The sequence below is a fragment of the Rhizobium sp. Nf11,1 genome (assembly GCF_050587665.1).
GTDB lineage: Bacteria > Pseudomonadota > Alphaproteobacteria > Rhizobiales > Rhizobiaceae > Rhizobium.
On the sequence record NZ_JBOBHU010000003.1, the window covers coordinates 88310 to 109697 of the forward strand.

17 protein-coding genes are annotated in these 21388 nt (G+C 60.8%); 5 read left to right on the forward strand and 12 right to left on the reverse strand.

Annotation, left to right across the window (positions count from 1 at the left end; genetic code table 11):
• Nucleotides 1-81 precede the first annotated feature (81 nt).
• The gene (locus ACQ7C1_RS05960) at nt 82-390 is read left to right on the forward strand and encodes a DUF3572 domain-containing protein (RefSeq protein WP_064706948.1); all 309 of its coding nucleotides are present in this window, start codon (nt 82-84) and stop codon (nt 388-390) included.
• A complete protein-coding gene (locus tag ACQ7C1_RS05965; protein ID WP_430957871.1) occupies nt 387-1061 on the forward strand; it encodes a hypothetical protein in 675 nt (224 codons plus the stop codon). Before ACQ7C1_RS05960 ends, ACQ7C1_RS05965 begins: the two co-directional genes overlap by 4 nt.
• On the opposite strand, the gene ACQ7C1_RS05970 is transcribed toward ACQ7C1_RS05965, so the two are convergent.
• Nucleotides 1036-1623, reverse strand: a complete 588-nt coding sequence (locus ACQ7C1_RS05970) for a GNAT family N-acetyltransferase (protein WP_430957639.1) — start codon at nt 1621-1623, stop codon at nt 1036-1038. The two genes, ACQ7C1_RS05965 and ACQ7C1_RS05970, sit on opposite strands and share 26 nt — an antisense overlap.
• Nucleotides 1624-1699: 76 nt before the next feature.
• Between ACQ7C1_RS05970 and ACQ7C1_RS05975 the strand changes: the two genes are divergently transcribed.
• Entirely contained in the window at nt 1700-2992 is a 1293-nt protein-coding gene (locus tag ACQ7C1_RS05975; protein ID WP_430957640.1) for a DNA polymerase IV, read from the forward strand.
• A 225-nt stretch (nt 2993-3217) separates the two neighbouring features.
• Entirely contained in the window at nt 3218-4474 is a 1257-nt protein-coding gene (locus tag ACQ7C1_RS05980) for a L,D-transpeptidase family protein (protein WP_430957641.1), read from the forward strand.
• A 34-nt stretch (nt 4475-4508) separates the two neighbouring features.
• Here the strand turns inward: ACQ7C1_RS05980 and dnaE are convergent, their stop codons facing one another.
• On the reverse strand, nt 4509-8006 hold the full coding sequence (gene dnaE / locus ACQ7C1_RS05985) for a DNA polymerase III subunit alpha (RefSeq protein WP_430957642.1): 3498 nt from the start codon (nt 8004-8006) through the stop codon (nt 4509-4511).
• A 511-nt stretch (nt 8007-8517) separates the two neighbouring features.
• On the opposite strand from dnaE, the gene ACQ7C1_RS05990 reads away from it, so the two are divergent.
• Nucleotides 8518-8982: a DUF5680 domain-containing protein gene (locus ACQ7C1_RS05990; RefSeq protein ID WP_430957643.1), complete on the forward strand. Its 465-nt coding sequence runs from the start codon at nt 8518-8520 to the stop codon at nt 8980-8982.
• 200 nt (nt 8983-9182) lie between these two features.
• On the opposite strand, the gene ACQ7C1_RS05995 is transcribed toward ACQ7C1_RS05990, so the two are convergent.
• The 10 genes from ACQ7C1_RS05995 to nuoL form a co-directional block, all read right to left on the reverse strand.
• Nucleotides 9183-9866, reverse strand: coding sequence for an ABC transporter ATP-binding protein (locus ACQ7C1_RS05995; protein WP_097598359.1), 684 nt, complete (start codon nt 9864-9866; stop codon nt 9183-9185).
• Between the two features lie 14 nt (nt 9867-9880).
• Nucleotides 9881-11185, reverse strand: a complete 1305-nt coding sequence (locus ACQ7C1_RS06000) for a lipoprotein-releasing ABC transporter permease subunit (protein WP_430957644.1) — start codon at nt 11183-11185, stop codon at nt 9881-9883.
• 15 nt (nt 11186-11200) lie between these two features.
• Nucleotides 11201-12523, reverse strand: coding sequence for a proline--tRNA ligase (gene proS / locus ACQ7C1_RS06005; RefSeq protein WP_097598361.1), 1323 nt, complete (start codon nt 12521-12523; stop codon nt 11201-11203).
• Between the two features lie 590 nt (nt 12524-13113).
• Complete coding sequence (locus ACQ7C1_RS06010) at nt 13114-13389, reverse strand: DUF1467 family protein (protein ID WP_020921013.1); 276 nt, start codon at nt 13387-13389, stop codon at nt 13114-13116.
• A gap of 163 nt (nt 13390-13552) precedes the next feature.
• On the reverse strand, nt 13553-13957 hold the full coding sequence (gene mce / locus ACQ7C1_RS06015; RefSeq protein WP_430957645.1) for a methylmalonyl-CoA epimerase: 405 nt from the start codon (nt 13955-13957) through the stop codon (nt 13553-13555).
• Nucleotides 13958-13959: 2 nt separating this feature from the next.
• Nucleotides 13960-15630: a ribonuclease J gene (locus ACQ7C1_RS06020; RefSeq protein ID WP_430957646.1), complete on the reverse strand. Its 1671-nt coding sequence runs from the start codon at nt 15628-15630 to the stop codon at nt 13960-13962.
• Nucleotides 15631-15647: 17 nt separating this feature from the next.
• A complete protein-coding gene (locus tag ACQ7C1_RS06025) occupies nt 15648-16412 on the reverse strand; it encodes a biotin--[acetyl-CoA-carboxylase] ligase (RefSeq protein WP_430957647.1) in 765 nt (254 codons plus the stop codon).
• Entirely contained in the window at nt 16412-17857 is a 1446-nt protein-coding gene (gene nuoN, locus ACQ7C1_RS06030) for an NADH-quinone oxidoreductase subunit NuoN (RefSeq protein WP_183699440.1), read from the reverse strand. Before nuoN ends, ACQ7C1_RS06025 begins: the two co-directional genes overlap by 1 nt.
• 18 nt (nt 17858-17875) lie before the next feature.
• Entirely contained in the window at nt 17876-19387 is a 1512-nt protein-coding gene (locus ACQ7C1_RS06035) for an NADH-quinone oxidoreductase subunit M (RefSeq protein WP_097598366.1), read from the reverse strand.
• Complete coding sequence (nuoL, locus tag ACQ7C1_RS06040; protein ID WP_430957648.1) at nt 19387-21387, reverse strand: NADH-quinone oxidoreductase subunit L; 2001 nt, start codon at nt 21385-21387, stop codon at nt 19387-19389. The genes ACQ7C1_RS06035 and nuoL overlap by 1 nt, the downstream gene beginning before the upstream one ends.
• Between the last annotated feature and the right edge of the window lies 1 nt (nt 21388).

Here is a 21388-nt window from a genome sequence, read left to right on the forward strand (position 1 = left end):
ACATGCGGATGAATAGCTCCGTGAAACCGATAGCGCACGCTAGCGGTATTTGGTTGAAGAAAAGGTAACTTACCCCTCGAAATGCAAAGCAACTTCAAGACTTCGAAACAACAGGCGGCCGACCCGCACGAGACGGCGATCGCCGTGCTCGGCTGGCTTGCCGCCGATCCCGACATGTTCGGCCGCTTCCTCGCACTCACCGGCGTGGCGCCCGAGCAGGTGCGCAACGCAGTCAACGATCCGGGCTTCCTCTCAGGCATGATGGACTTCCTGATGAACCACGAACCGACGGCGATGGCCTTCTGCACGGCGAGTGGCCTCAGCCCGGAGACGGTGACGGCCGCCTGGCGGCATTTCTCCTCGCCGGGGCTCGATTCGGGAGAATACTGAGCGTGACAGAGTTCGATGTTTCGCACATCCGGCTCGGCGAGCGGCCGCTGATCGTCTGCGACGTCGACGATGTCGTCCTGCGGTTCATCGACCCCTTCCAGCTTTTTCTTCAGAGCCAGGGTCACGCGTTTCTGCCGCGCTCGTTCAAGCTTCACGGCAACATCGTCTCGAAAGTGGACGGCACGGAGATCGGGGACCAGCAGGTCAGCCGGTTGATCGAGGAATTCTTCGAGGCGCAGGAGCTGTGGCAGACGCCGCTCGACCGCGTAGTCGAAACGCTCGACCGGCTTTCGCGCGAGGCCGATGTCCTGTTTCTGACGGCCATGCAGCCGCGGTTCCAGGAGCAGCGCCGTCGCCTGCTCGACAAGATGGGCCTGCTCTTTCCGCTGCTTGCCAGCGAAGAGCCCAAGGGGCCGATCGTCCACGCCTTGCATGCCAGCCGCTCCCTTCCCGTTGTCTTTATCGACGATATGGCGCGCAATCTGCATTCCGTCAGGGATCACGTCCCCAATTGCCTGCTCATTCACCTGATGCCGGATTCGCCCGTCCATCGTTTCGCTCCGGCGGCAGCCGACGACATCACCCGCGCCACCGATTGGGCGCATGCGGCCGAGCTGATCGAGGCCCACTTCCTTTCCGGCACAATCAACCGCGCAGTTCCAGCCGCATGAGCGGACGGCCGTCCTTGCGTCTGGCAATCGTCTCGAAACCGGCTGCCTCGAAGATTGCCGTCGAGCCGATGCAGAGCGTCACCGATTTCGACTGCTTCGCATGATCGATCGGGCAGGCTTCGAGCAGCCGCGCGCCCTGGCGCCGGGCATGGTCGATCGCGCCGGCGAGCAGGCGATGACTTAATCCCCTGCCGCGCAGTTTCGGCAGCAGGAAGAAGCAGCTGACAGCCCAGATAGAGGAATCACGCGCATCATCCTCCTCCAGCGGCCGCGAGACGGTGCGCGGTGAATTGAACTGCGGCACGTCGTGGCGCGGCCCGACCTGCACCCAGGCGACCGGTCCGCCATCGCCATAACAGATGATCCCCGGCGGCGGCCCGGCCCCGATCCGTTCGCGCATATGCGCCTTGCGCTCGTCGGCCATCATCGTCGTCCTCACCGCATGCGGCAAGCGCAGCGCGACACACCAGCAATTATAAAAAGCGCCCTGCGGGCCGAACAGAGTCTCGAAGTCGCCCCACCGGTCTGCCGTCACCGGCTCGACACGAAGATCTTTATCCAAAGGCAAAGCTCCCGTCCTCTCTTGTGACTCATAAGCTTAAGGCGTAGTGTCGCGCCGTTCAACCTTTGTTCTCACCATGACGCCCGCGCCTGACAAGACACCCGGCTTCTGTCGCGACTGCCTTGCCGAGCAGAAGGGTGAGGCGCGTCGTTGCCTATCCTGCGGCAGCCCGCGTCTGGTGCGCCATCGCGAGCTCTATGGACTGACGCTTGCGCATATCGATTGCGACGCCTTCTACGCGGCGGTCGAGAAGCGTGACAATCCCGAACTTGCCGACAAGCCGGTCATCATCGGCGGCGGCAAACGCGGTGTCGTCTCCACTGCCTGCTATATCGCCCGTATCCACGGCGTGCGTTCGGCGATGCCGATGTTCAAGGCGCTGGAGGCATGCCCCCAGGCCGTCGTCATACGCCCGGACATGGAAAAATATGTCCGGGTCGGGCGCCTGGTGCGCGCACTGATGCAGGATCTGACACCGCTGGTGCAGCCGCTGTCGATCGACGAGGCTTTCCTGGAACTTGGCGGCACCGAGAGGCTGCATCACGATCCGCCGGCCCGCACGCTCGCCAAATTCGCCCGCCGCGTCGAAAGGGAGATCGGCATCACCGTCTCCGTCGGGCTTTCCTATTGCAAGTTCCTCGCCAAGGTTGCTTCCGACCTGCAGAAGCCACGCGGCTTTTCCGTCATCGGACGCGAGGAAGCGGTCCAATTCCTGGCGCCGCGTCCCGTCACCACGATCTGGGGTGTCGGCAAGGCCTTTGCAGCGACGCTGGAGGCCGATGGCATCCGCACCATCGGCCAGTTGCAGCAGATGGAGGAGAACGACTTGATGCGCCGCTACGGCAGCATCGGCCAGCGCCTTGCACGGCTCTCGCGCGGCATCGACGACCGCGAGGTGCATCTCAACGACGCCGCCAAGAGCGTTTCGGCCGAAACGACCTTCTTCGACGACATCTCGCGCCACGACGATCTGGTGCCGATCCTGCGCAACCTTTCCGAAAAGGTTTCCTGGAGGCTGAAGAAAAACGATATTGCCGGCCGGACCGTGGTGCTGAAGATGAAGAGCGCCGACTTCAAGACGCGCACCCGCAACCGCAAGCTCGAGGACCCGACCCAGCTTGCCGACAGGATCTTCCGCATCGGGCTCGAACTTCTCGAAAAGGAAACGGACGGTACGAAATTCCGCCTGATCGGCATCGGCGTCACCGATCTCGGCGATGCCACCCGCGCCGATCCGCCCGATCTGATCGACCGGCAGTCAGGCCGGCGGGCGGCGGCCGAAGCGGCGATGGACAAGCTGCGCGACAAGTTCGGCAAGAATACGGTCGAAACCGGCTACACCTTCGGCAGCGGCAAGCGCGATCACTAGAACATCTCGCGGTGCGCGCTTGTTAGAGATGCAAAATAAAAGCAATACCTTAGACCAAACAGATCAAACTTTGATTCATCCGGCATGCTTTGCCTTTTATGTATGCGTGTCGTCAGCGCGGATCCGCTGCACCGTTCCGGGCTAGCCGATGAGTCCGGGGTTTAAAATCTTCCTTAAACTTCGTCTCATAATGTGCCGGGCCAGTATTGCGTATGGTTGGGTATCATGTTCTCGCGTCTCGTCTTCGGCCTCGGCTTGCTGTCGGCCACCGCACTCGTGCACCCTGCTCTTGCCGCGGATGCACGAACGCTGCAGATCTTCGTCTCGAAGAACAAGCAGTCGCTTGTGGTTTATGACGGCACCGACGTCGTCGCGACCTCGAAGGTCTCGACCGGCAAGGACGGCCATACGACTCCGAGCGGCATTTTCTCGGTGCTCGAAAAGCAGAAATACCACGAATCCAACCTCTATTCGGCCGCCCCGATGCCGTTCATGCAACGGCTGACATGGTCCGGCATCGCGCTGCACGAATCCAATTCCGTGCCGCGTTATCCCGCCTCGCACGGCTGCGTACGCATGCCCGGCGCCTTCGCAAAAATGCTCTACCGAATGACCGAGCCCGGCATTCCCGTCATCATCAGCGACGACGAATTGGTGCCGCAGCCGATCGACCATCCGAACCTTTTCCGCCCCGATGCCCCGGCAGCGATGCCGCTCCTTTCGGATGTCGAGCTGCGGCCCTCCATCCCCGTCAGTCCCGGGACACCGGTGCAGGTGGCGATGAACGACACCGCCGCAATGCCGATGCCGGCGGCATCGCCGGTTACCGCGCCGGAGGTCCGGCCGCCGTCCGAGCCGATCAGCATGCTCGTCACGCGGCGAACGCTGCGCGAAACGGTGATCGACATTCAAACGATACTCAATCAGCTCGGCTTTTCCGCCGGCAGTCCGGACGGGCTGCTCGGTCCGTCGACCGTGCAGGCGATCAACGCCTTCAAGATGCTGCGGCCGACGGAATTTGCCGGCGACAGGAGCCTGGTCTCCGACAGACTTCTCACATCGGTCTATTCCGCAGCCGGCAAGGGCGAGCCTCCAAACGCCGTCATCATGGTGCGGCAGGCCTTCAAGCCGATTTTCGAAGCGCCGGTAACGATCGCCGATCCGGGATTGGCGCTCGGCACGCATTTTTTCACGCTGCATGCGGTCGATGAACAGGCCGGAACGGCGGACTGGTTCGGCGTCACACTTAGCAACAACCTCTCCCGCGAGACGATGAAACGACTCGGCATCACCAGCCAGGAAAGCTCCATTGTCATGGGCAAGCCGATTGCCCTTTCGCTGAGCCGCATCACGATCCCCGACGAGGCCCGCCGCAGGATCGACGCACTGATCGCGCCCGGCTCGACGCTGACGATCTCCGACACCGGCCTTGGCCGGGAAACCGGCGAAGGCACGGATTTCATCACGATCACCCGTGGGTGACGAGATCAACGGGGTCGATCATCAACTGTGTCGATCAGACAAGCTCGACGTCAACGACGCCGGGGGCGGCGCGAAGTGCGGCAGCAATCTCGGGGGTGATGCGGTATTTCTCCGGCAGCGCCACTTCCACCTCGCGTTTGCCCTCCTCCTTGATGACAATGAAGGAAACCAGACCGTCACCCTTAGCATTCAGATGGCCGGCAACCATCTTCAGCGGCCCGGAATCGCGGACATAAACGCGCAGCGCCTTCTGCATCTGCAGCGACTTTTCCTCAAGCGACTGGATCGTCTGGATGCGAAGACCGATACCCTCCGGCCGCTCCTCACCGGTCGCTGTCAGCAGGAAGGATTTTCCGGACTCGAGCACGTCGCGATATTGGTTCAGCATCTCCGAAAACAGCACCGCCTCGAACTGGCCTGAAGAATCGGAAAAGACGATGATGCCCATCTTGTTGCCGGTGCGGGTCTTGCGCTCCTGCTTGGAGATGACGGTTCCGGCAAGGCGTGCATTGGCGGCGCCCTGTTTGATGGCCGCTGAAAACTCGGCGAAAGTCTGCACACGCATCTTCTGCAGGATGTTGTTGTAGGAATCGAGCGGGTGGGCCGTCAGATAGAAGCCCAGCACCTGGAACTCCTTGAGCAGCCGCTCCGATGCCAGCCAGGGTGAATAGGGCGGCAAGGAGATCTTCTCCGGGCCCGAGTTTAGTGCGCTGCCGAAAATGTCCGCTTGGCCGCTCAGCTTATTTTCCTGGGCGCGCTGGGCATAACCGAGGATGCGGTCGAGGCCGGCGGAAAGCTGGGCGCGGTCGGTGCCGAAACAATCGAAGGCGCCGGCATAGATCAGGCTTTCGAGCACGCGGCGATTCACCTGGCGCGGATCGATGCGCAGACAGAAATCCTCGATGCTGGCAAAAGGTTTATCGCCACGCACCTCGACGATGTGGTCGACGGCGGATTCGCCGACGCCCTTCAAAGCGGCGAGCGCATAATAGATGCGGTTATCGCCGGTCTCGAAATGTCGGAAGGATGTCTGCACCGAGGGCGCAATCACCTCAATGCCCAAGCGCTTGGCGTCCTGCCGGAAATCATTGACCTTTTCCGTATTGGACATGTCGAGCGTCATCGAGGCGGCGAGGAACTCGACCGGATAATGCGCCTTCATATAGGCCGTCTGGTAGGAGACGATGGCGTAGGCGGCGGCGTGCGACTTGTTGAAGCCGTAGTTCGCAAACTTCGCCAAGAGTTCGAAGATGTTGTCGGCCTGCGGCTTCGAGACGCCGTTCTTGACCGCGCCGACGACGAAGCGTTCGCGCTGCTGGTCCATCTCCGCCTTGATCTTCTTACCCATGGCGCGGCGCAGAAGGTCGGCTTCGCCAAGCGAATAGCCCGACAGGACCTGGGCGATCTGCATCACCTGTTCCTGATAGACGATAACGCCCTGCGTTTCCTTGAGCAGGTGGTCGATCATCGGATGGATCGATTCCAGCTCTTCGTCGCCATGCTTGCGAGCATTGTAGGTCGGGATGTTCTCCATCGGGCCCGGGCGGTAGAGCGCCACCAGCGCGATGATGTCCTCGATGCAATCCGGTTTCATGCCGATCAGCGCCTTGCGCATGCCGGCACTTTCCACCTGGAACACGCCGACCGTCTCGCCGCGCGACAGCATCTCGTAGGTCGGTTTGTCGTCGAGAGGAATGGCCGCAAGATCGACTTTGATGCCGCGCTTGGCGACGAAATCGACGGCGACCTTCAGCACCGTCAGAGTCTTCAGGCCGAGAAAGTCAAACTTGACGAGGCCGGCCTGCTCCACCCACTTCATGTTGAACTGGGTGACCGGCATGTCGGAGCGCGGATCGCGATACATCGGCACCAGCTTGGATAACGGCCGATCGCCGATGACAATACCGGCAGCATGCGTCGAGGCGTGGCGATAAAGCCCTTCGATCTTCTGGGCAATGTCGAGCAGGCGCGCCACCACCGGTTCCTTCGCCGCCTCCTCCTGCAGCTTCGGCTCCTCTTCGATCGCTTTAGAGAGCGGCGTCGGATTGGCCGGATTGTTCGGCACGAGTTTGCAGATCTTGTCTACCTGACCGTAGGGCATTTCCAGCACGCGGCCGACGTCGCGAAGTGCGGCGCGCGCCTGCAGCGAACCGAAGGTGATGATCTGCGCCACCTGCTCGCGCCCATATTTCGCCTGAACGTAACGGATCACCTCTTCGCGACGGTCCTGGCAGAAGTCGATGTCGAAGTCAGGCATTGAGACGCGTTCCGGATTGAGGAAGCGCTCGAAGAGCAGCGAGAAGCGCAGCGGGTCGACGTCGGTGATGGTCAATGCATAGGCGACCAGCGAACCGGCGCCCGAACCGCGACCAGGACCGACGGGAATATCATGCTGCTTGGCCCACTTGATGAAGTCGGAAACGATCAGGAAGTAACCCGGGAAGCGCATGCGCTCGATAACGCTGAGCTCGAACTCCAACCGCTCACGATAATCCTTTTCCTCGTAACCCCGCGACATGCCGAGCGTGGCAAGCCGCATGTCCAGCCCTTCCACCGCCTGGCGGCGCAATTCGCCCGCCTCGGCGCGTTCGGCCTCCTCGGCATCGTCGGTGGCGCCAGTGAAGCGCGGCAGGATCGGCTTTCTTGTCTTCAACACGAAGGAGCAGCGCCTGGCGATCTCGATCGTGTTCTCAAGCGCTTCCGGCAGGTCGGCAAAGAGCTTGGCCATTTCGGCCCGGCTCTTCAGATAGTGATCCGGCGTCAGGCGAAAGCGGCTGTCGTCCGAGACGATGGCGTTATGCGCAACCGCCATCAGCGCATCATGTGCGTCGTAATCGTCGCGGGTCGGAAAGAAGGCCTCGTTCGTGGCGACGAGCGGCAGGTCATGCGTGTAGGCAAGCCTGACGATCTTCTGCTCGTGCCGCTTGTCGTAGGTGCCGTGCCGCTGCAGTTCGACATAGAGTCTGTCGCCGAAGAGACGCTTCAGCGTGAGCAGCCGGGCTTCCGCCTGGCCGGGATGACCTTCCCTGACAGCCGCGTCGACCGGTCCGGTCAGGGCGCCGGTCAAGGCGATCAGACCTTCCGTGCCTGCCTCTTCCAGCCAGGAGGCTCTGACATGTATGGCCTGGTTGCTATCGCCGCCGAGATAGGCGCGGCTGACGAGATCGACCAGCCTTTCATAACCGGCCTCCGTCGCGGCAAGTAGAACGATCGATGGCAGCTTGATCAGGGCCTGCTGACCGCCGCGCTTCTCACTTTCCAATCCGTCTTCCATGTCGATGGAGACCTGACAGCCGATGATCGGCTGCAGGCCCTCGTCCATTGCCTTCTGGGAGAATTCAAGGGCGACGAACAGATTGTTGGTGTCGGTAATGGCGATCGCAGGCTGACTGTCGCTGGTCGCCTTGTAGAGGATCTTCTTCAGAGGCAGCGCACCCTCAAGAAGCGAATAGGCGGAGTGGACCCTCAGGTGGATGAAGCCCGGCGTGCCGCCGGTCGCCTCACCCATTGAACCCTTTTCCGTCTCCGCCATGATATGCCTTCCCAATCAGCCGAAATGAATCGGATGCATTGTCGGCATTGAGGGCAATGATGTCCAGAAGAAGACCCGCTTGCGAACCGCATGACTGCCATGCGATCCCCTGAAAACTTTAGATCGCGATGACGATCAGCGAGAAGCTGGCAACGAACATTGCGATGGAGGTGAATGCTGCGATATCACGGATCATGTCAGTCATCTGGCTCTCCTTTACTCGTTATGTTTTCAATCTGTTCCATCTATGTTCCTATGTCAACAGGAATCTTTTCCTTTGCGCTTGCGTTTGAAAATGCCGGCTCGGGACTGCGAATCGAACCTCGCTTTCGGCGCTGGCTTTGAACATGCTCCGCGACCGGCTCGATATCGCCTGCCGAACGGATCCGTACAGCGCATTCGATGTCTGATGAACCTGCCCCAAGGCGATCGAGCGATGCACTCTTTTGTTCTTCTTATGTTCTCACCGTTCTGCTATATCCGTATCAGATGAGGCAGGAGGAAGATGATAATGCTCGACACCGTGATGCTGAACGACTTCATCGTAGAGGCGAAGGCCGCGACCTATGTCGGCGGTGGTGTGCCTCGCCCGCCCTGCCGGCCGGGCGCTCACGATATCGGCTACGAGCGCGGCGACTGGTCCTATCTCGACAGCTACTTCGGCGGCACCGATTTCGCCGGCCAGGAAGTGGTGTGGTTGGCCGGCGAACCCGTCTGGGTGATGAATTATTTCGGCCGCGTCGTCGCGTCCGATCTGATCGACGGCAGTGCCGCCGGAACGGTGATCAAGGCGGCGCTGTCGGCAATGTATCGGGAGGGCCGCTTTCTTGGCGGAATGGAATTCGATCATCCGTTCGGCCGCTATGTCGACCGCAGCGAAGGCGGCTGCGAGGGATTCAGCGGCCAGGAATGCATCATGGTCGAGGAGCGGAAGGCCTATGTGCTCGAGTATCGCGGTGGGCTGGTTATTCCCTGATGTCCGACCAGGAGGTCGGCGAGATCAGCCCCTCATCCGCATGCCGGCACCCTTTCCCCGCTTGCGGGGCGAAGGGAGAGATGGCCGCGACCCCTCCGTTCCCCACCTACCTCTCGCTGGGCAAGTCCCCTCGCCCCGTTTACGGGGAGAGGGTTAGGGTGAGGGGCAGGTGGTCAACCAAACAGCCATGGATAGCCGTCTCAAAAGTCGACGATCTTGCCGTCCGAAATCGTGACGCGCCGATCCATGCGGCCGGCAAGTTCATGGTTGTGGGTGGCGATAAGGGCGGCAAGGCCGGATTGGCGCACCAGCGCCTCTAGCGCATCGAAGACGTAGCTTGCCGTTTCCGGATCCAGATTGCCGGTCGGCTCGTCGGCAAGAAGCAGCGTCGGCGCATTAGCGACGGCGCGGGCGATCGCGACGCGCTGCTGTTCGCCGCCGGAAAGTTCAGCCGGGCGATGCGAACCGCGATGGCCGATGCGCATATAATCGAGAAGCTGGCCGGCTCGCTCCCGGGCCTCCTTCCAGGACAGGCCGGCGATCAGCTGCGGCATCATGATGTTCTCAAGCGCGGAAAATTCCGGCAGGAGGTGATGGAACTGATAGACGAAGCCGATCTCGCGTCGGCGGATCGCCGTGCGCTTCTCATCGGAAAGGCCATCGCAGGCAAGGCCGTTAATGGTAACCTCGCCGCCGTCGGGATGCTCGAGCAGGCCTGCGACATGCAGCAGGGTCGACTTGCCTGTGCCGGAGGGGGCGACAAGGGCGACGATTTCCCCTTTAGACAGCGAGAAATCCGCACCCTTCAGGATCGTGAGCAGCGTATCGCCCTGCCCGTAATGGCGCTCGACGCCGGTAAGCTTGAGGACGACGTTGCGGTTCATGAATGCGGCATTCCTTATTCGTAGCGCAGGGCCTGCACCGGATCGAGCCTGGAGGCGCGCCATGCCGGGAAGATGGTGGCGATGAAGGAGAGGCTGAGCGCCATGACGACCACCGAGATCGTTTCGCTGATATCCATCTCGGCCGGCAGCTGGCTGAGGAAATAGACCTGCGGATTGAAGATCACCGTGCCGGAGATCCAGGAGAAGAACTGGCGGATGGATTCGATATTGACGCAGACGAGAACGCCGAGCAGCACACCGGCAAGGGTACCGACGATGCCGATCGCCGCCCCGGTCATGAAGAAGATGCGCATGATGGCGCCGGCGCTGGCGCCCATGGTGCGCAGGATGGCGATATCGCTGCCCTTGTCCTTCACGAGCATGATGAGGCCGGAGATGATGTTGAGCGCCGCCACGAGCACGATCAGCGTCAGGATCATGAACATGACGTTGCGCTCGACCTGGAGTGCGGAGAAGAAGGTCTGGTTGCGCTGACGCCAGTCGGTAAGGTTGATCTGGCGGCCGGCCGCCTCTTCCACCTTCGGCCTCAGGGCGTCGATATCATCGGGATGATCGACGAAGAGTTCGATCGACTGCACAAGCCCGGCGGCATTGAAGTAGAGCTGCGCTTCCTCGAGCGGCATGAAGATGATCGAGGAATCGTATTCGGACATGCCGATCTCGAACAGGCCGGAAATCTTATAGGATTTGACGCGCGGATTGACGCCCATCGGCGTGATGTCGCCTTCCGGCGAGGTCAGGGTAATGAGGTCGCCGACGCGCAGACCCAGCTGATCGGCCATGCGGGTGCCGATCAGCACGCCCTCGCCAGAGGCATAGCCCACCATGTCGCCGGATTTGATGTTGTCGGAGATTGTCTTGAGTTTCGTCAGGTCTTCGGCGCGGGCGCCGCGCACCAAAGCGCCGGTGCTGCCGCCAGCCTGAGCGGAAGCAAGCACCTGCCCTTCGACCAGGGGCAGCGCCATCTTGACGCCCGGCACCGCCGCGAGTTTGGCGGTCAGGTCGGGGTAATCGGTAAAGGGGCCATCGACCGGCTGCACGATCATATGACCGTTGATGCCGAGGATGCGCGAGACGAGTTCGGTGCGAAAGCCGTTCATGACGGCCATGACGATGATCAGCGTCGCAACGCCGAGCATGATGCCGACGAAGGAGAAGCCGGCGATCACCGAAATGAAGGCCTCCTTGCGGCGGGCGCGCAGATAGCGCCACGCCACGAGGCGCTCAAAGGTGGAAAATGGCTTGCCAGCCGGACCCAAGCCGGATTTTGAACTCCGGTCCACTGCTGCCTCTGCCATTTCGCCTCCGTTTCCTTAAGCCACGAACCTGTTGATGGCCGCTTCGATGGTCATCGTTTCACGGGCGCCGGTCTTGCGGTCCTTCACTTCGACCTCGCCGTTCGCGACCGCACGCGGGCCGGCGATGATCTGGACAGGTACGCCGATCAGGTCGGCGGTCGCGAACTTCGTGCCGGCCCGGTCGTCGGTGTCGTCATAGAGCACATCCTTGCCGGCCTTTTTCAGCGCGGCGTAGATCAGCTCACAAGTATCGTCGCAGGCCTCATCGCCCGCCTTCATGTTGATGACGACGACATCGAAGGGTGCGACCGATGCCGGCCAGATGATTCCGTTGTCATCATGCGATGCTTCGATGATGGCGGGAACAAGGCGTGTCGGACCGATACCGTAGGAACCCATGTGGACGAAGTGTTCCTTGCCGTCGGGCCCCTGGACTTTCGCGCCCATCGGCTCGGAATATTTCGTGCCGAAGTAGAAGATATGGCCAACCTCGATGCCGCGGGCGGAAAGGCGCTCGGCTTCGGGAACGGCGTTGAAGGCAGCCTCGTCGTGCATTTCCGAGGTGGCCGCGTAGAGCGAGGTCCACTTGTCGAAGATCGCCTTCAGGCCTTCGACGCTGTCGAAATCAGTGTTTTCGCCGGGAATATCGAAACCGACGAAGTCCTTATGGCAGAAGACTTCGGATTCGCCGGTATCGGCGAGGATGATGAATTCATGGCTGAGATTGCCGCCGATCGGGCCGGTATCCGCGCGCATAGGGATGGCGCGAAGGCCAAGCCGATCGAATGTTCTGAGATAGGCGGCGAACATCTTATTATAGGAATGCTCCGCCCCTTCGCGCGTCAGATCGAAGGAATAAGCGTCTTTCATCATGAATTCGCGCGAGCGCATGGTGCCGAAGCGAGGCCGGATCTCGTCACGGAACTTCAGCTGGATGTGATAGAGATTGAGCGGCAGGTCCTTGTAGGATTTGACGGAGGAGCGGAAAATATCCGTCACCATCTCCTCGTTGGTGGGGCCGTAGAGCATCGGCCGGTCCTGGCGATCCTTGATGCGCAGCATCTCCTTGCCATAGGCATCATAACGGCCGCTTTCCTGCCAGAGCTCGGCCGATTGCAGGGTCGGCATCGAAAGCTCAATGGCGCCGGCGCGGTTCTGCTCCTCGCGGATAATGGCGTTGACTTTGTCGAGCACACGCTTGCCGAGCGGCAACCAGGAATAGATGCCCTGAGACTGCTGGCGGATCATGCCGGCGCGCAGCATCAACCGATGGGAGACGATTTCCGCCTCCTTGGGGTTTTCCTTAAGGATGGGCAAGAAGTAGCGAGACAGACGCATGGCGATTCCGGAGCAGTTGAGATCCCACTGGCGAGCGGAATCGAAGATACTTGTGAATGTGGGAGCGTTCATAGCCGCTTCGCGGCGGGAAGGAAACCCGCAACTGCTGTCGGCCGCCTCCCGGACACGCATGTTCGCACCCGCAAAATGAACGGGCGTAAAAAAGCGCGTGTTTATAAGGACTTGAACGAAAATCTTGTCAACAGAAAAATTTTGCTAGGGTGTAGCAAAAATGCAAAAAAAGCTAATGACAAAGCCCAATCTTTGAGCTAGCTTTAGCTCACAAAACAGGCAAGAAGCTAAATTCTTGCTGTACTCGCGGTCAAGTCTTGGGAGGATCAGATCTTAGGCGCGCTCGTCGCAGCCCCGGCAACGGTTACAGATCACGCGATACTTAAAACAAGGCTTCTGGCCTTGTTTTTTTTTGGCTTTTCGCCCTCTCCTCCCATTCAAACTCCAGACGGCTCCCGTAAGGGAAGCCTCTCATTCCGTTAGGCGAGCTCTTTGCCGTAGCAGCACGACGCCAGTATGACGCAAAACGGCTTTTTTCCTGAATTCTGCATCTGCTCAAACTTTGAGCAAAAGCTATCTCAATAGAAGCTAGGCCCGAGTTGTGGAAGGGCGTCGAAGCCCCATCCGAAATAGGTGTCGCAGACATACCAAATGCCATAGATCAGCGCCGAGATCAGCGTCGTCAGCGAAAAGACGAAGGCGGCGCGAAAGCGGGTGGGCGCGCTTGGCACGGTGCCGAGCACGATATCGTCGTCTTCCGCCTGGGTGCGCAGGCCGATCGGCAGAACGGCGAACAGCGTCATCCACCAGATGATAAAGTAGACGGCGAATCCCTGGAGGAAGGTCTGGAGCATTAGCTTTCCCGGTGGTGTCTTGCCGACAGTACGCATCAAGCGCTGTGTCGCGTGGAACTGGCGCACTTATACGGTGGAATAGCGTCCAACTCAAAGCGAAGGAAACATTTCGTCGTCTTCGGGTCACTCTGCCGCAGCGAAACCGGGTCCGATTGTATTTGATTTAGGCCTGTTCGAGTTCGATCAGCGTGCCGAAGAAATCCTTGGGGTGCAAAAAGAGCACCGGCTTGCCATGCGCGCCGGTCTTCGGCTTGATATCGCCAAGCACCCGCGCGCCGGCGGCGACCAGTCGATCACGGGCGAGGATGATATCGTCCACCTCGTAACAGATATGATGCATGCCGCCGGACGGGTTCTTTTCGAGGAAGGTTGCGATTGGCGAGTCCTGCCCGAGCGGCTGCAGCAATTCGACCTTGGTGTTCGGCAACTCGACGAAGACGACGGTGACCCCGTGTTCCGGCAGAGGCTGCGGCTCAGATACCGCGGCCCCCAGCGTGTCGCGATAAGCGGCCGTCGCCGCTGCGAGGTCGGGAACGGCGATGGCGATGTGGTTCACCCGTCCGAGCATGGTCAGACCTTGGTTACGAAGGCGGTAACAACGGGTTTTTTGCCCCAGGCGTGATTTGCGGCCGCGCGGATGGCACGGCGCACGGCCTCCTGCAGCATGTCGATATCCTTGCGGCGGGCGCGCGGAATGCTTTCGATGGCGCTGATCGCCGCATCGTAGAGCGTATCCTCCATCTCCTCGCCTTCGTCATCATAAACCGGCAGACCGATCGAGACGAGATCGGGATCGCCGAGAATGTCATAACGGGCGTCGAGCACGACGTTGACCGCGACATGGCCGACATAGGAGAGTTTCTTGCGCTCGCCAATGCCCATTTCGTCGAAATCGCCGATCAGCAGGCCGTCCTTGTAGATCCGGCCATGCGGCGCTTCGCCGATCACCTCGACCGGCCCCGGCGCCAGCCGCAGGATATCGCCGTTGCGTACCCGCGGAACAATCGCGATGCCGGATTGCTCGGCAAGTTCCTTATGCGCCGTCAGATGTGTCGCCTCGCCATGTACCGGCACGACGATTTTCGGCCGGGTCCACTCATACATCCTCTGCAACTCGTTGCGGCGCGGATGGCCGGAGACGTGGACGAGCGCCTCAGTATCGGTGATGATATGCACGCCCTGCTCGACAAGGCCGTTCTTGATGTCCTGGATCGCCTTCTCGTTGCCGGGAATGGCACGCGAAGAAAAGACGACGATATCACCTGCCGCAAAGGCCACATTGCGCATCTCGTCACGGGAGAGCTTGGCAAGGGCCGCCCGCGCCTCACCCTGGCTACCGGTCAAGATGACGACGACCTTGTCGCGCGGGATATAGCCGTACTCCTCCTCGGAAATGAAAGGTTTAACCCCTTCCATCAGGCCGATGTCACTAGCGACATCGACGACGCGCTTCAGCGAACTGCCGAGCAGCAGCACTTCGCGGCCGGCCGCCTCGGCAGCCTCGGCTACGGTGCGGATACGCCCGACATTGGACGAGAAGGTCGTGATCGCCACCCGGCCCTCGGCATCCTCGATGATCTTGCGCAGGCTTTCCGACACATCCTTCTCGGAGGGTGAAACACCGTCGCGCAGGGCGTTGGTGGAATCGCACATCAGCGCCAGCACGCCCTCGTCGCCAAGCTGGCGGAAGCGTGTCTCATCGGTCAGAGGCCCGAGCGAAGGCTCGTGGTCGATCTTCCAGTCCCCCGTATGGATGATGTTGCCGGCCGGCGTGCGGATCATCAGCGACATCGGCTCGGGGATCGAATGGTTGACGGCCACACCTTCGATGCTGAACGGACCGACATTGATAGTATCGCCCGCCTTGAACGGCGTCACCGGCACTTCGCCGATCGTCGCCTTCTCGAAGTTGCGTTTGGCTTCAAGCAGTCCCGATGTAAAGGCCGAAGCGAAAACCGGAACGTTGAGGCCCGGCCAGAGATCGGCGAGTGCCCCGTAATGGTCTTCATGGGCGTGGGTGATGATGATTGCCTTGAGATTCTTTCGCTCGCTGGCAAGGAAGCGGATATCGGGCAGCACGAGGTCGACACCCGGCAAGTCAGGTCCGGGAAAAGTGACGCCGCAGTCGACCATGATCCACTGGCGATGCTCGGGCGGGCCGTAGCCGTAAAGGGCAAGATTCATCCCGATCTCGCCGACGCCGCCCAGAGGCAGGAATACCAATTCGTCCTGTTTCGCCATAATTTTCGTTTTTTCCGCTATCTAAAAAACACATCACCGGCGGCAATAGACATGATCGTGCCAGCGCCGGTATCGAGCATCAACAAGCCATTATCATCAATCCCGGCGAATTGTCCGGAAATCGACCGGTCCGGTAAATTGACCGTGATCTTTTCCCCGATGCCACAGGCAATGGCGCGCCAGAGCGCGGTGATCTCGGCAATGCCGCGGCCCTGATCCCATATTTCGAGCACATCCGCCATCGCCGCGAAAAGATGAGCGAAAAGTTCCTCCGGCGAAGCCGCGCTCGCATGCTGGCGCAGGCAGGTGACGGGATAGAGCGGATTGTCCGGCATGACCGAGACATTGATGCCGATGCCAACGATCAGCGCATAACGGCCATCCGGCAGCCCCTCGCCTTCGACCAGGATGCCGCAGGTCTTCTTTCTGCCGATGAGAATATCGTTCGGCCATTTGACCTCAAGCGGTTCGCCGCCGGGGGGCAGTACCCTGCGGATGGCCTGGTGAACGGCAACGGCAACCGCCAGCGGCAGCGAGCCGAGGCGCTCCATCGGCGCCGGGTCGATCAGCAGAAGAGACGCGTAGAGATTGCCGCGTTCGGAAACCCAGAGCCTGCCGCGACGGCCGCGGCCGCCGGTCTGCCTCTCGGCCGTCACCCAGAGATTGCCGGGATCCCCCGCCCGGGCTCGGGCGAGGCATTCGCTGTTGGTGGACGATGTTTCCGACAGAGCCTCATGCCTGATATCGCCGAGCGATATCCGGCGTCGTCCGTCGGAGGCCATCAGAAGAGCGTCGCAGCGGCAAGCTCTGCCGCGCCGCCGATCGGGCCGCCGATGAGCACATAGGCGGTGACGAAGAGACCGGAGAGACCGAAGACCAGACGCAGGGCGCTGGAGACACGGGCGAATTCGCCGGTCGCTTCATCGAACCACATCAGCTTGATGACACGCAGATAATAATAGGCGCCGACGACCGAGGCGAGAACGCCGATGATGGCAAGCGCATAAAGCTTGGCTTCGATCGCAGCAACGAAGACGAAGTATTTGGCGAAGAAGCCGGCGAGCGGCGGAATGCCGGCGAGCGAGAACATCAGCGCCGTCAGCACCACAGCCATGAACGGGCTGGTTGTGGAAAGGCCGGCGAGATCGTTGACGTTTTCGACGACGGTGCCGTCCTTGCGGCGCATCGACATGATGATCGCGAAGGTGCCGAGCGTCATGATCATGTAAATGACCATGTAAAGCATGACGCCGGAAACGCCGGTCTGGTTGCCGGCGGCAAGGCCGACCAGCGCATAGCCCATGTGGCCGATCGAGGAATAGGCCATCAGCCGCTTGATGTTCTTTTGGCCGATCGCGGCAAAGGAGCCGAGCAGCATCGAGGCGATCGAGATGAAGACGACGACCTGCTGCCAGTCAGCCAGGACCGGCTGAAAGGCGGTGATGACCATGCGTGTCATCATCGCCATAGCGGCAACCTTGGGGGCTGCGGCGAGGAAGGCGGTAACCGGCGTCGGCGCGCCTTCATAAACGTCCGGCGTCCACATGTGGAAGGGAACGGCCGAGATCTTAAAGGCGATGCCGGCGAGGATGAAGACCAGGCCGAAGATGAGGCCGAGCGAACGCGCGCCTTCAACCGAAAGCGCCTGGGCGATCTCGGCGAAATGGGTATGGCCGGTGAAGCCGTAGACCAGCGACATGCCGTAGAGCAGCATGCCGGAGGACAGCGCGCCGAGGACGAAATATTTGAGGCCGGCTTCGGTCGACTTCAGGCTGTCGCGGTTGATCGCGGCGACGACGTAAAGCGCCAGCGACTGCAGTTCCAGCGCGAGATAGAGCGAGATCAGGTCGTTGGCCGAGATCATCAGCAGGATGCCGAGGGTCGCAAGCACCAGCAGAACCGGGAACTCGAACTTGTCGAGCTGATTTTCGCGGGCATGCCCCATGGTCATGAACAGGGCGACCAGCGAACCGATGAGCGCCACCAGCTTCATGAAGCGCGAGAAGCCGTCAGCCATATAGACGCCGCCGAAGGCGAGGCCTTCCGCCGGCACAAAGAGCAGCCACAGACCGGATGCGAGCAGCAGGACGATGGCAAGGCCGGTGACGGCAAGGCCCGACCGCTCGCCTGAGAAGACGCCGACCATCAACAGGACCAGGGCGCCGACCGCGAGGATGAGCTCCGGCGCGGAAAGATGCAGACTGAGGAGAATTGTTTCAGCGGTCATGTCCGATAAGTCCCGTCATCATTTCATAGACAGCGCAACATTCTGCGCTGCGTGCACGGCGGCCGTGTAGTTGTTGACCAGCAGATCCACCGAGGCGGCCGTCGCATCGAAGACCGGAGCCGGATAAACGCCGAAGAAAATGGTCAGCGCGACCAGCGGATAGAGAATAAGCTGTTCGCGTCTCGAAAGATCGAGCAGCGCCTTCAGCTTTTCCTTCTCGAGGGCGCCGAAGATTACCCGGCGATAGAGCCAGAGCGCATAAGCGGCCGAGAGAATGACGCCAGTGGCGGCAAAGAGCGCGACCCAGGTGTTGACCCGGAAGACGCCGATCAGCGTCAGGAATTCGCCGATGAAGCCAGACGTGCCGGGAAGCCCGACATTGGCCATGGTGAAGACCATCATCGCCACGGCATATTTCGGCATGTTGTTGACGAGGCCGCCATAGGCGTTGATCTCGCGGGTGTGGGTACGGTCGTAGACGACGCCGACGCAGAGGAAGAGCGCGCCGGAGACGATGCCGTGCGAGAGCATCTGGAAGATCGACCCCTGAACACCCTGCATGTTAGCGGCGAAGATGCCCATGGTCACGTAGCCCATATGCGCCACCGAGGAATAGGCGATCAGCTTCTTGATATCATCCTGCATCATTGCCACCAGCGAGGTGTAGATGATGGCGATGACCGACATGGCGAAGACGAGCGGCGCGAAATAGTCGGAGGCGACCGGGAACATGCCGAGCGAGAAGCGGATGAGACCGTAGCCGCCGAGCTTCAAGAGCACACCGGCCAGGATCACCGAACCTGCCGTCGGCGCCTGAACGTGGGCGTCCGGAAGCCACGTATGGACCGGCCACATCGGCATCTTCACCGCGAACGAGGCGAAGAAGGCAAGCCAGAGCCATGTCTGCAGCGCCGGCGGGAACTTGTAGGCGAGCAGCGCGGTGATGTCGGTCGTGCCGGCCTGCCAGTACATCGCCATGATGGCGAGCAGCATCAGCACCGAGCCGAGCAGCGTATAGAGGAAGAACTTGTAGCTCGCATAGACACGGTCCTTGCCGCCCCAGACGCCGATGATCAGGAACATCGGGATGAGGCCCGCTTCGAAGAAGACGTAGAAGAGCACGATATCGAGCGAGACGAAGACGCCGACCATCATCGTTTCGAGGATGAGGAAGGCGATCATGTATTCCTTCAGGCGCTTCTCGATCGAGAGCCAGCTCGCGAGCACGCAGAAGGGCATGAGGAAGGTCGACAGAATGACGAACAGCATGGAAATGCCGTCGACGCCGACGTGATAGCCGATGCCGGTGCCGAGCCAATCATGCTTTTCGAGCATCTGGAAGCCGGGATTGGCATTGTCGAAGCCGATCCAGATGAAGAGCGAGACGACGAAAGTGAAGACGGTGGTGATCAGCGAGATCCACAGCACGTTCTTCCGGCCGCTTTCGCTGTCGCCATTCATCAAGAGCAGGAGCACCACACCGACGAGCGGCAGGAAGGTGACCGTTGAAAGAATAGGCCAATCGGTCATCAGAAGGAACTCCCGAGCATCATCCAGGTAACGAGCGCCGCAATGCCGAGCAGCATGGCGAATGCATAGTGATAGAGGTAACCGGTCTGCAGGCGGACGACGCGGTCGGTGACGGCGACAACGCGGGCTGCCACGCCGTTCGGGCCATAGGTATCGATGACGCCGACGTCACCCTTCTTCCACAGGAAGCGGCCAAGCGCCCTTGCCGTGCGGACGAAGAGGAAGTCGTAGAGTTCGTCGAAATACCACTTGTTGAGCAGGAAGTGGTAGAGCACCCGGTGCTGCTTGGCGAGGACGCGCGGCGTCTGCGGCGAGCGGATATACATGTACCAGGCTATGACGAAGCCGATCAGCATGGCGATGAACGGGCTCAGGCCCACGAGCGCCGGCACATGGTGGAACTCCTCGACCAGTTCGTTCTCGGCGCCGGTAAACAGCGCGCCCTTCCAGAACTCGGCATATTCCTCGCCGTAAAACCGGCCTTCGAAGATCACGCCCGCCAGCACCGCGCCGATCGCCAGGAGATAAAGCGGCACCAGCATGACCTGCGGCGATTCGTGGACGTGGTGCATGACCTCGTGCGAAGCGCGCGGCTTGCCGAAGAAGGTCATGAAGATCAGACGCCAGGAGTAGAAGCTGGTGAACAGAGCGGCAATGACGAGCAACGAGAAGGCAAAGCCCGCGACCGGCGAATGCGAGGCATAGGTCGCCTCGATGATCACGTCCTTGGAGAAGAAGCCGGCAAAGCCGATCGGCGTGAAGGGAATGCCGACGCCGGTGATCGCCAGCGTGCCGATGATCATCATCCAGAACGTTACCTTGATGTGTGGCCGCAGGCCACCCATGTAGCGCATGTCCTGCTCGCCATCGACGGCGTGGATGACCGAGCCGGCGCAGAGGAAGAGCAGCGCCTTGAAGAAGGCGTGCGTAAAGAGATGGAAGATCGCCGCGCCATAGGCCCCTACCCCGAGCGCCACGAACATGTAGCCGAGCTGCGAGCAGGTGGAATAGGCGATGACGCGCTTGATGTCGTTCTGGACCAGGCCGACAGTTGCCGCGAAGAAGGCGGTGATCGCGCCGATGACGGTAACGACGGTCAGTGCGTCGGGCGACAATTCGAAGAGCGGCGACATGCGGGCGACGAGGAAGACGCCGGCGGTGACCATGGTGGCGGCATGGATGAGGGCCGAGACCGGGGTCGGGCCTTCCATCGCGTCCGGCAGCCAGGTGTGCAGCAGGAACTGCGCCGACTTGCCCATCGCGCCCATGAATAGCAGCAGGCAGATGCCGGTCAGCGCATGCGCCTTGTCGAGCTGCATGCCGAAAAGGTTGAGGATCACTTCGCTCGTCTCGCCGCCGCCTTCATGCGGGGCGAAATTCGATGCATTAGCGAAGATCGTATCGAGGTTGATCGAGCCGAACAGCACGAAGACGCCGGCAATGCCGAGCACGAAACCGAAGTCGCCGACGCGGTTGACGATGAAAGCCTTCATCGCCGCGGCCGTCGCCGAAGGCTTCTTGAACCAGAAGCCGATCAGTAGATAGGAGGCGAGACCGACGCCTTCCCAGCCGAAGAACATCTGGGCAAGATTGTCGGCTGTCACCAGCATCAGCATGGCGAAGGTGAAGAGCGACAGATAGGCAAAGAAGCGCGGGCGATGCGGATCGGTATGCATGTAGCCGATCGAATAGATATGCACCAGCGTCGAGACCGTGTTGACCACGATCAGCATGACGGAGGTGAGCGTATCCACGCGCAGCGACCAGGAGACGTCGATGCCGCCGGACTGGATCCAGCGCAGCACCTCGACCTTGATCGGTCCGCCTTCAAGATGGCCCATGCCGACGTTAAAGAAGACGATCCAGGACAGGATGCCGGCAATGATCATCAGGCCGCTGGTGACATATTCCGAAGCCTTGGCGCCGATGGCGCGGCCGAAAAGGCCGGCGACGATCGCGCCGATCAAGGGAAGAAAGACGATAGCCTTATAGAGGAACATG

Bases quoted from the DNA above. Each gene is read 5' to 3' on its own strand.
- ACQ7C1_RS05960 (WP_064706948.1), top strand. From the start codon at position 82: ATGCAAAGCAACTTCAAGACTTCGAAACAACAGGCGGCCGACCCGCAC.
- ACQ7C1_RS05975 (WP_430957640.1), top strand. From the start codon at position 1,700: ATGACGCCCGCGCCTGACAAGACACCCGGCTTCTGTCGCGACTGCCTT.
- ACQ7C1_RS05980 (WP_430957641.1), top strand. From the start codon at position 3,218: ATGTTCTCGCGTCTCGTCTTCGGCCTCGGCTTGCTGTCGGCCACCGCA.
- dnaE (WP_430957642.1), bottom strand. From the start codon at position 8,006: ATGGCGGAGACGGAAAAGGGTTCAATGGGTGAGGCGACCGGCGGCACG.
- ACQ7C1_RS05990 (WP_430957643.1), top strand. From the start codon at position 8,518: ATGCTCGACACCGTGATGCTGAACGACTTCATCGTAGAGGCGAAGGCC.
- ACQ7C1_RS05995 (WP_097598359.1), bottom strand. From the start codon at position 9,866: ATGAACCGCAACGTCGTCCTCAAGCTTACCGGCGTCGAGCGCCATTAC.
- ACQ7C1_RS06000 (WP_430957644.1), bottom strand. From the start codon at position 11,185: ATGGCAGAGGCAGCAGTGGACCGGAGTTCAAAATCCGGCTTGGGTCCG.
- proS (WP_097598361.1), bottom strand. From the start codon at position 12,523: ATGCGTCTGTCTCGCTACTTCTTGCCCATCCTTAAGGAAAACCCCAAG.
- ACQ7C1_RS06010 (WP_020921013.1), bottom strand. From the start codon at position 13,389: ATGCTCCAGACCTTCCTCCAGGGATTCGCCGTCTACTTTATCATCTGG.
- mce (WP_430957645.1), bottom strand. From the start codon at position 13,957: ATGCTCGGACGGGTGAACCACATCGCCATCGCCGTTCCCGACCTCGCA.
- ACQ7C1_RS06020 (WP_430957646.1), bottom strand. From the start codon at position 15,630: ATGGCGAAACAGGACGAATTGGTATTCCTGCCTCTGGGCGGCGTCGGC.
- ACQ7C1_RS06025 (WP_430957647.1), bottom strand. From the start codon at position 16,412: ATGGCCTCCGACGGACGACGCCGGATATCGCTCGGCGATATCAGGCAT.
- nuoN (WP_183699440.1), bottom strand. From the start codon at position 17,857: ATGACCGCTGAAACAATTCTCCTCAGTCTGCATCTTTCCGCGCCGGAG.
- ACQ7C1_RS06035 (WP_097598366.1), bottom strand. From the start codon at position 19,387: ATGACCGATTGGCCTATTCTTTCAACGGTCACCTTCCTGCCGCTCGTC.
- nuoL (WP_430957648.1), bottom strand. From the start codon at position 21,387: ATGTTCCTCTATAAGGCTATCGTCTTTCTTCCCTTGATCGGCGCGATC.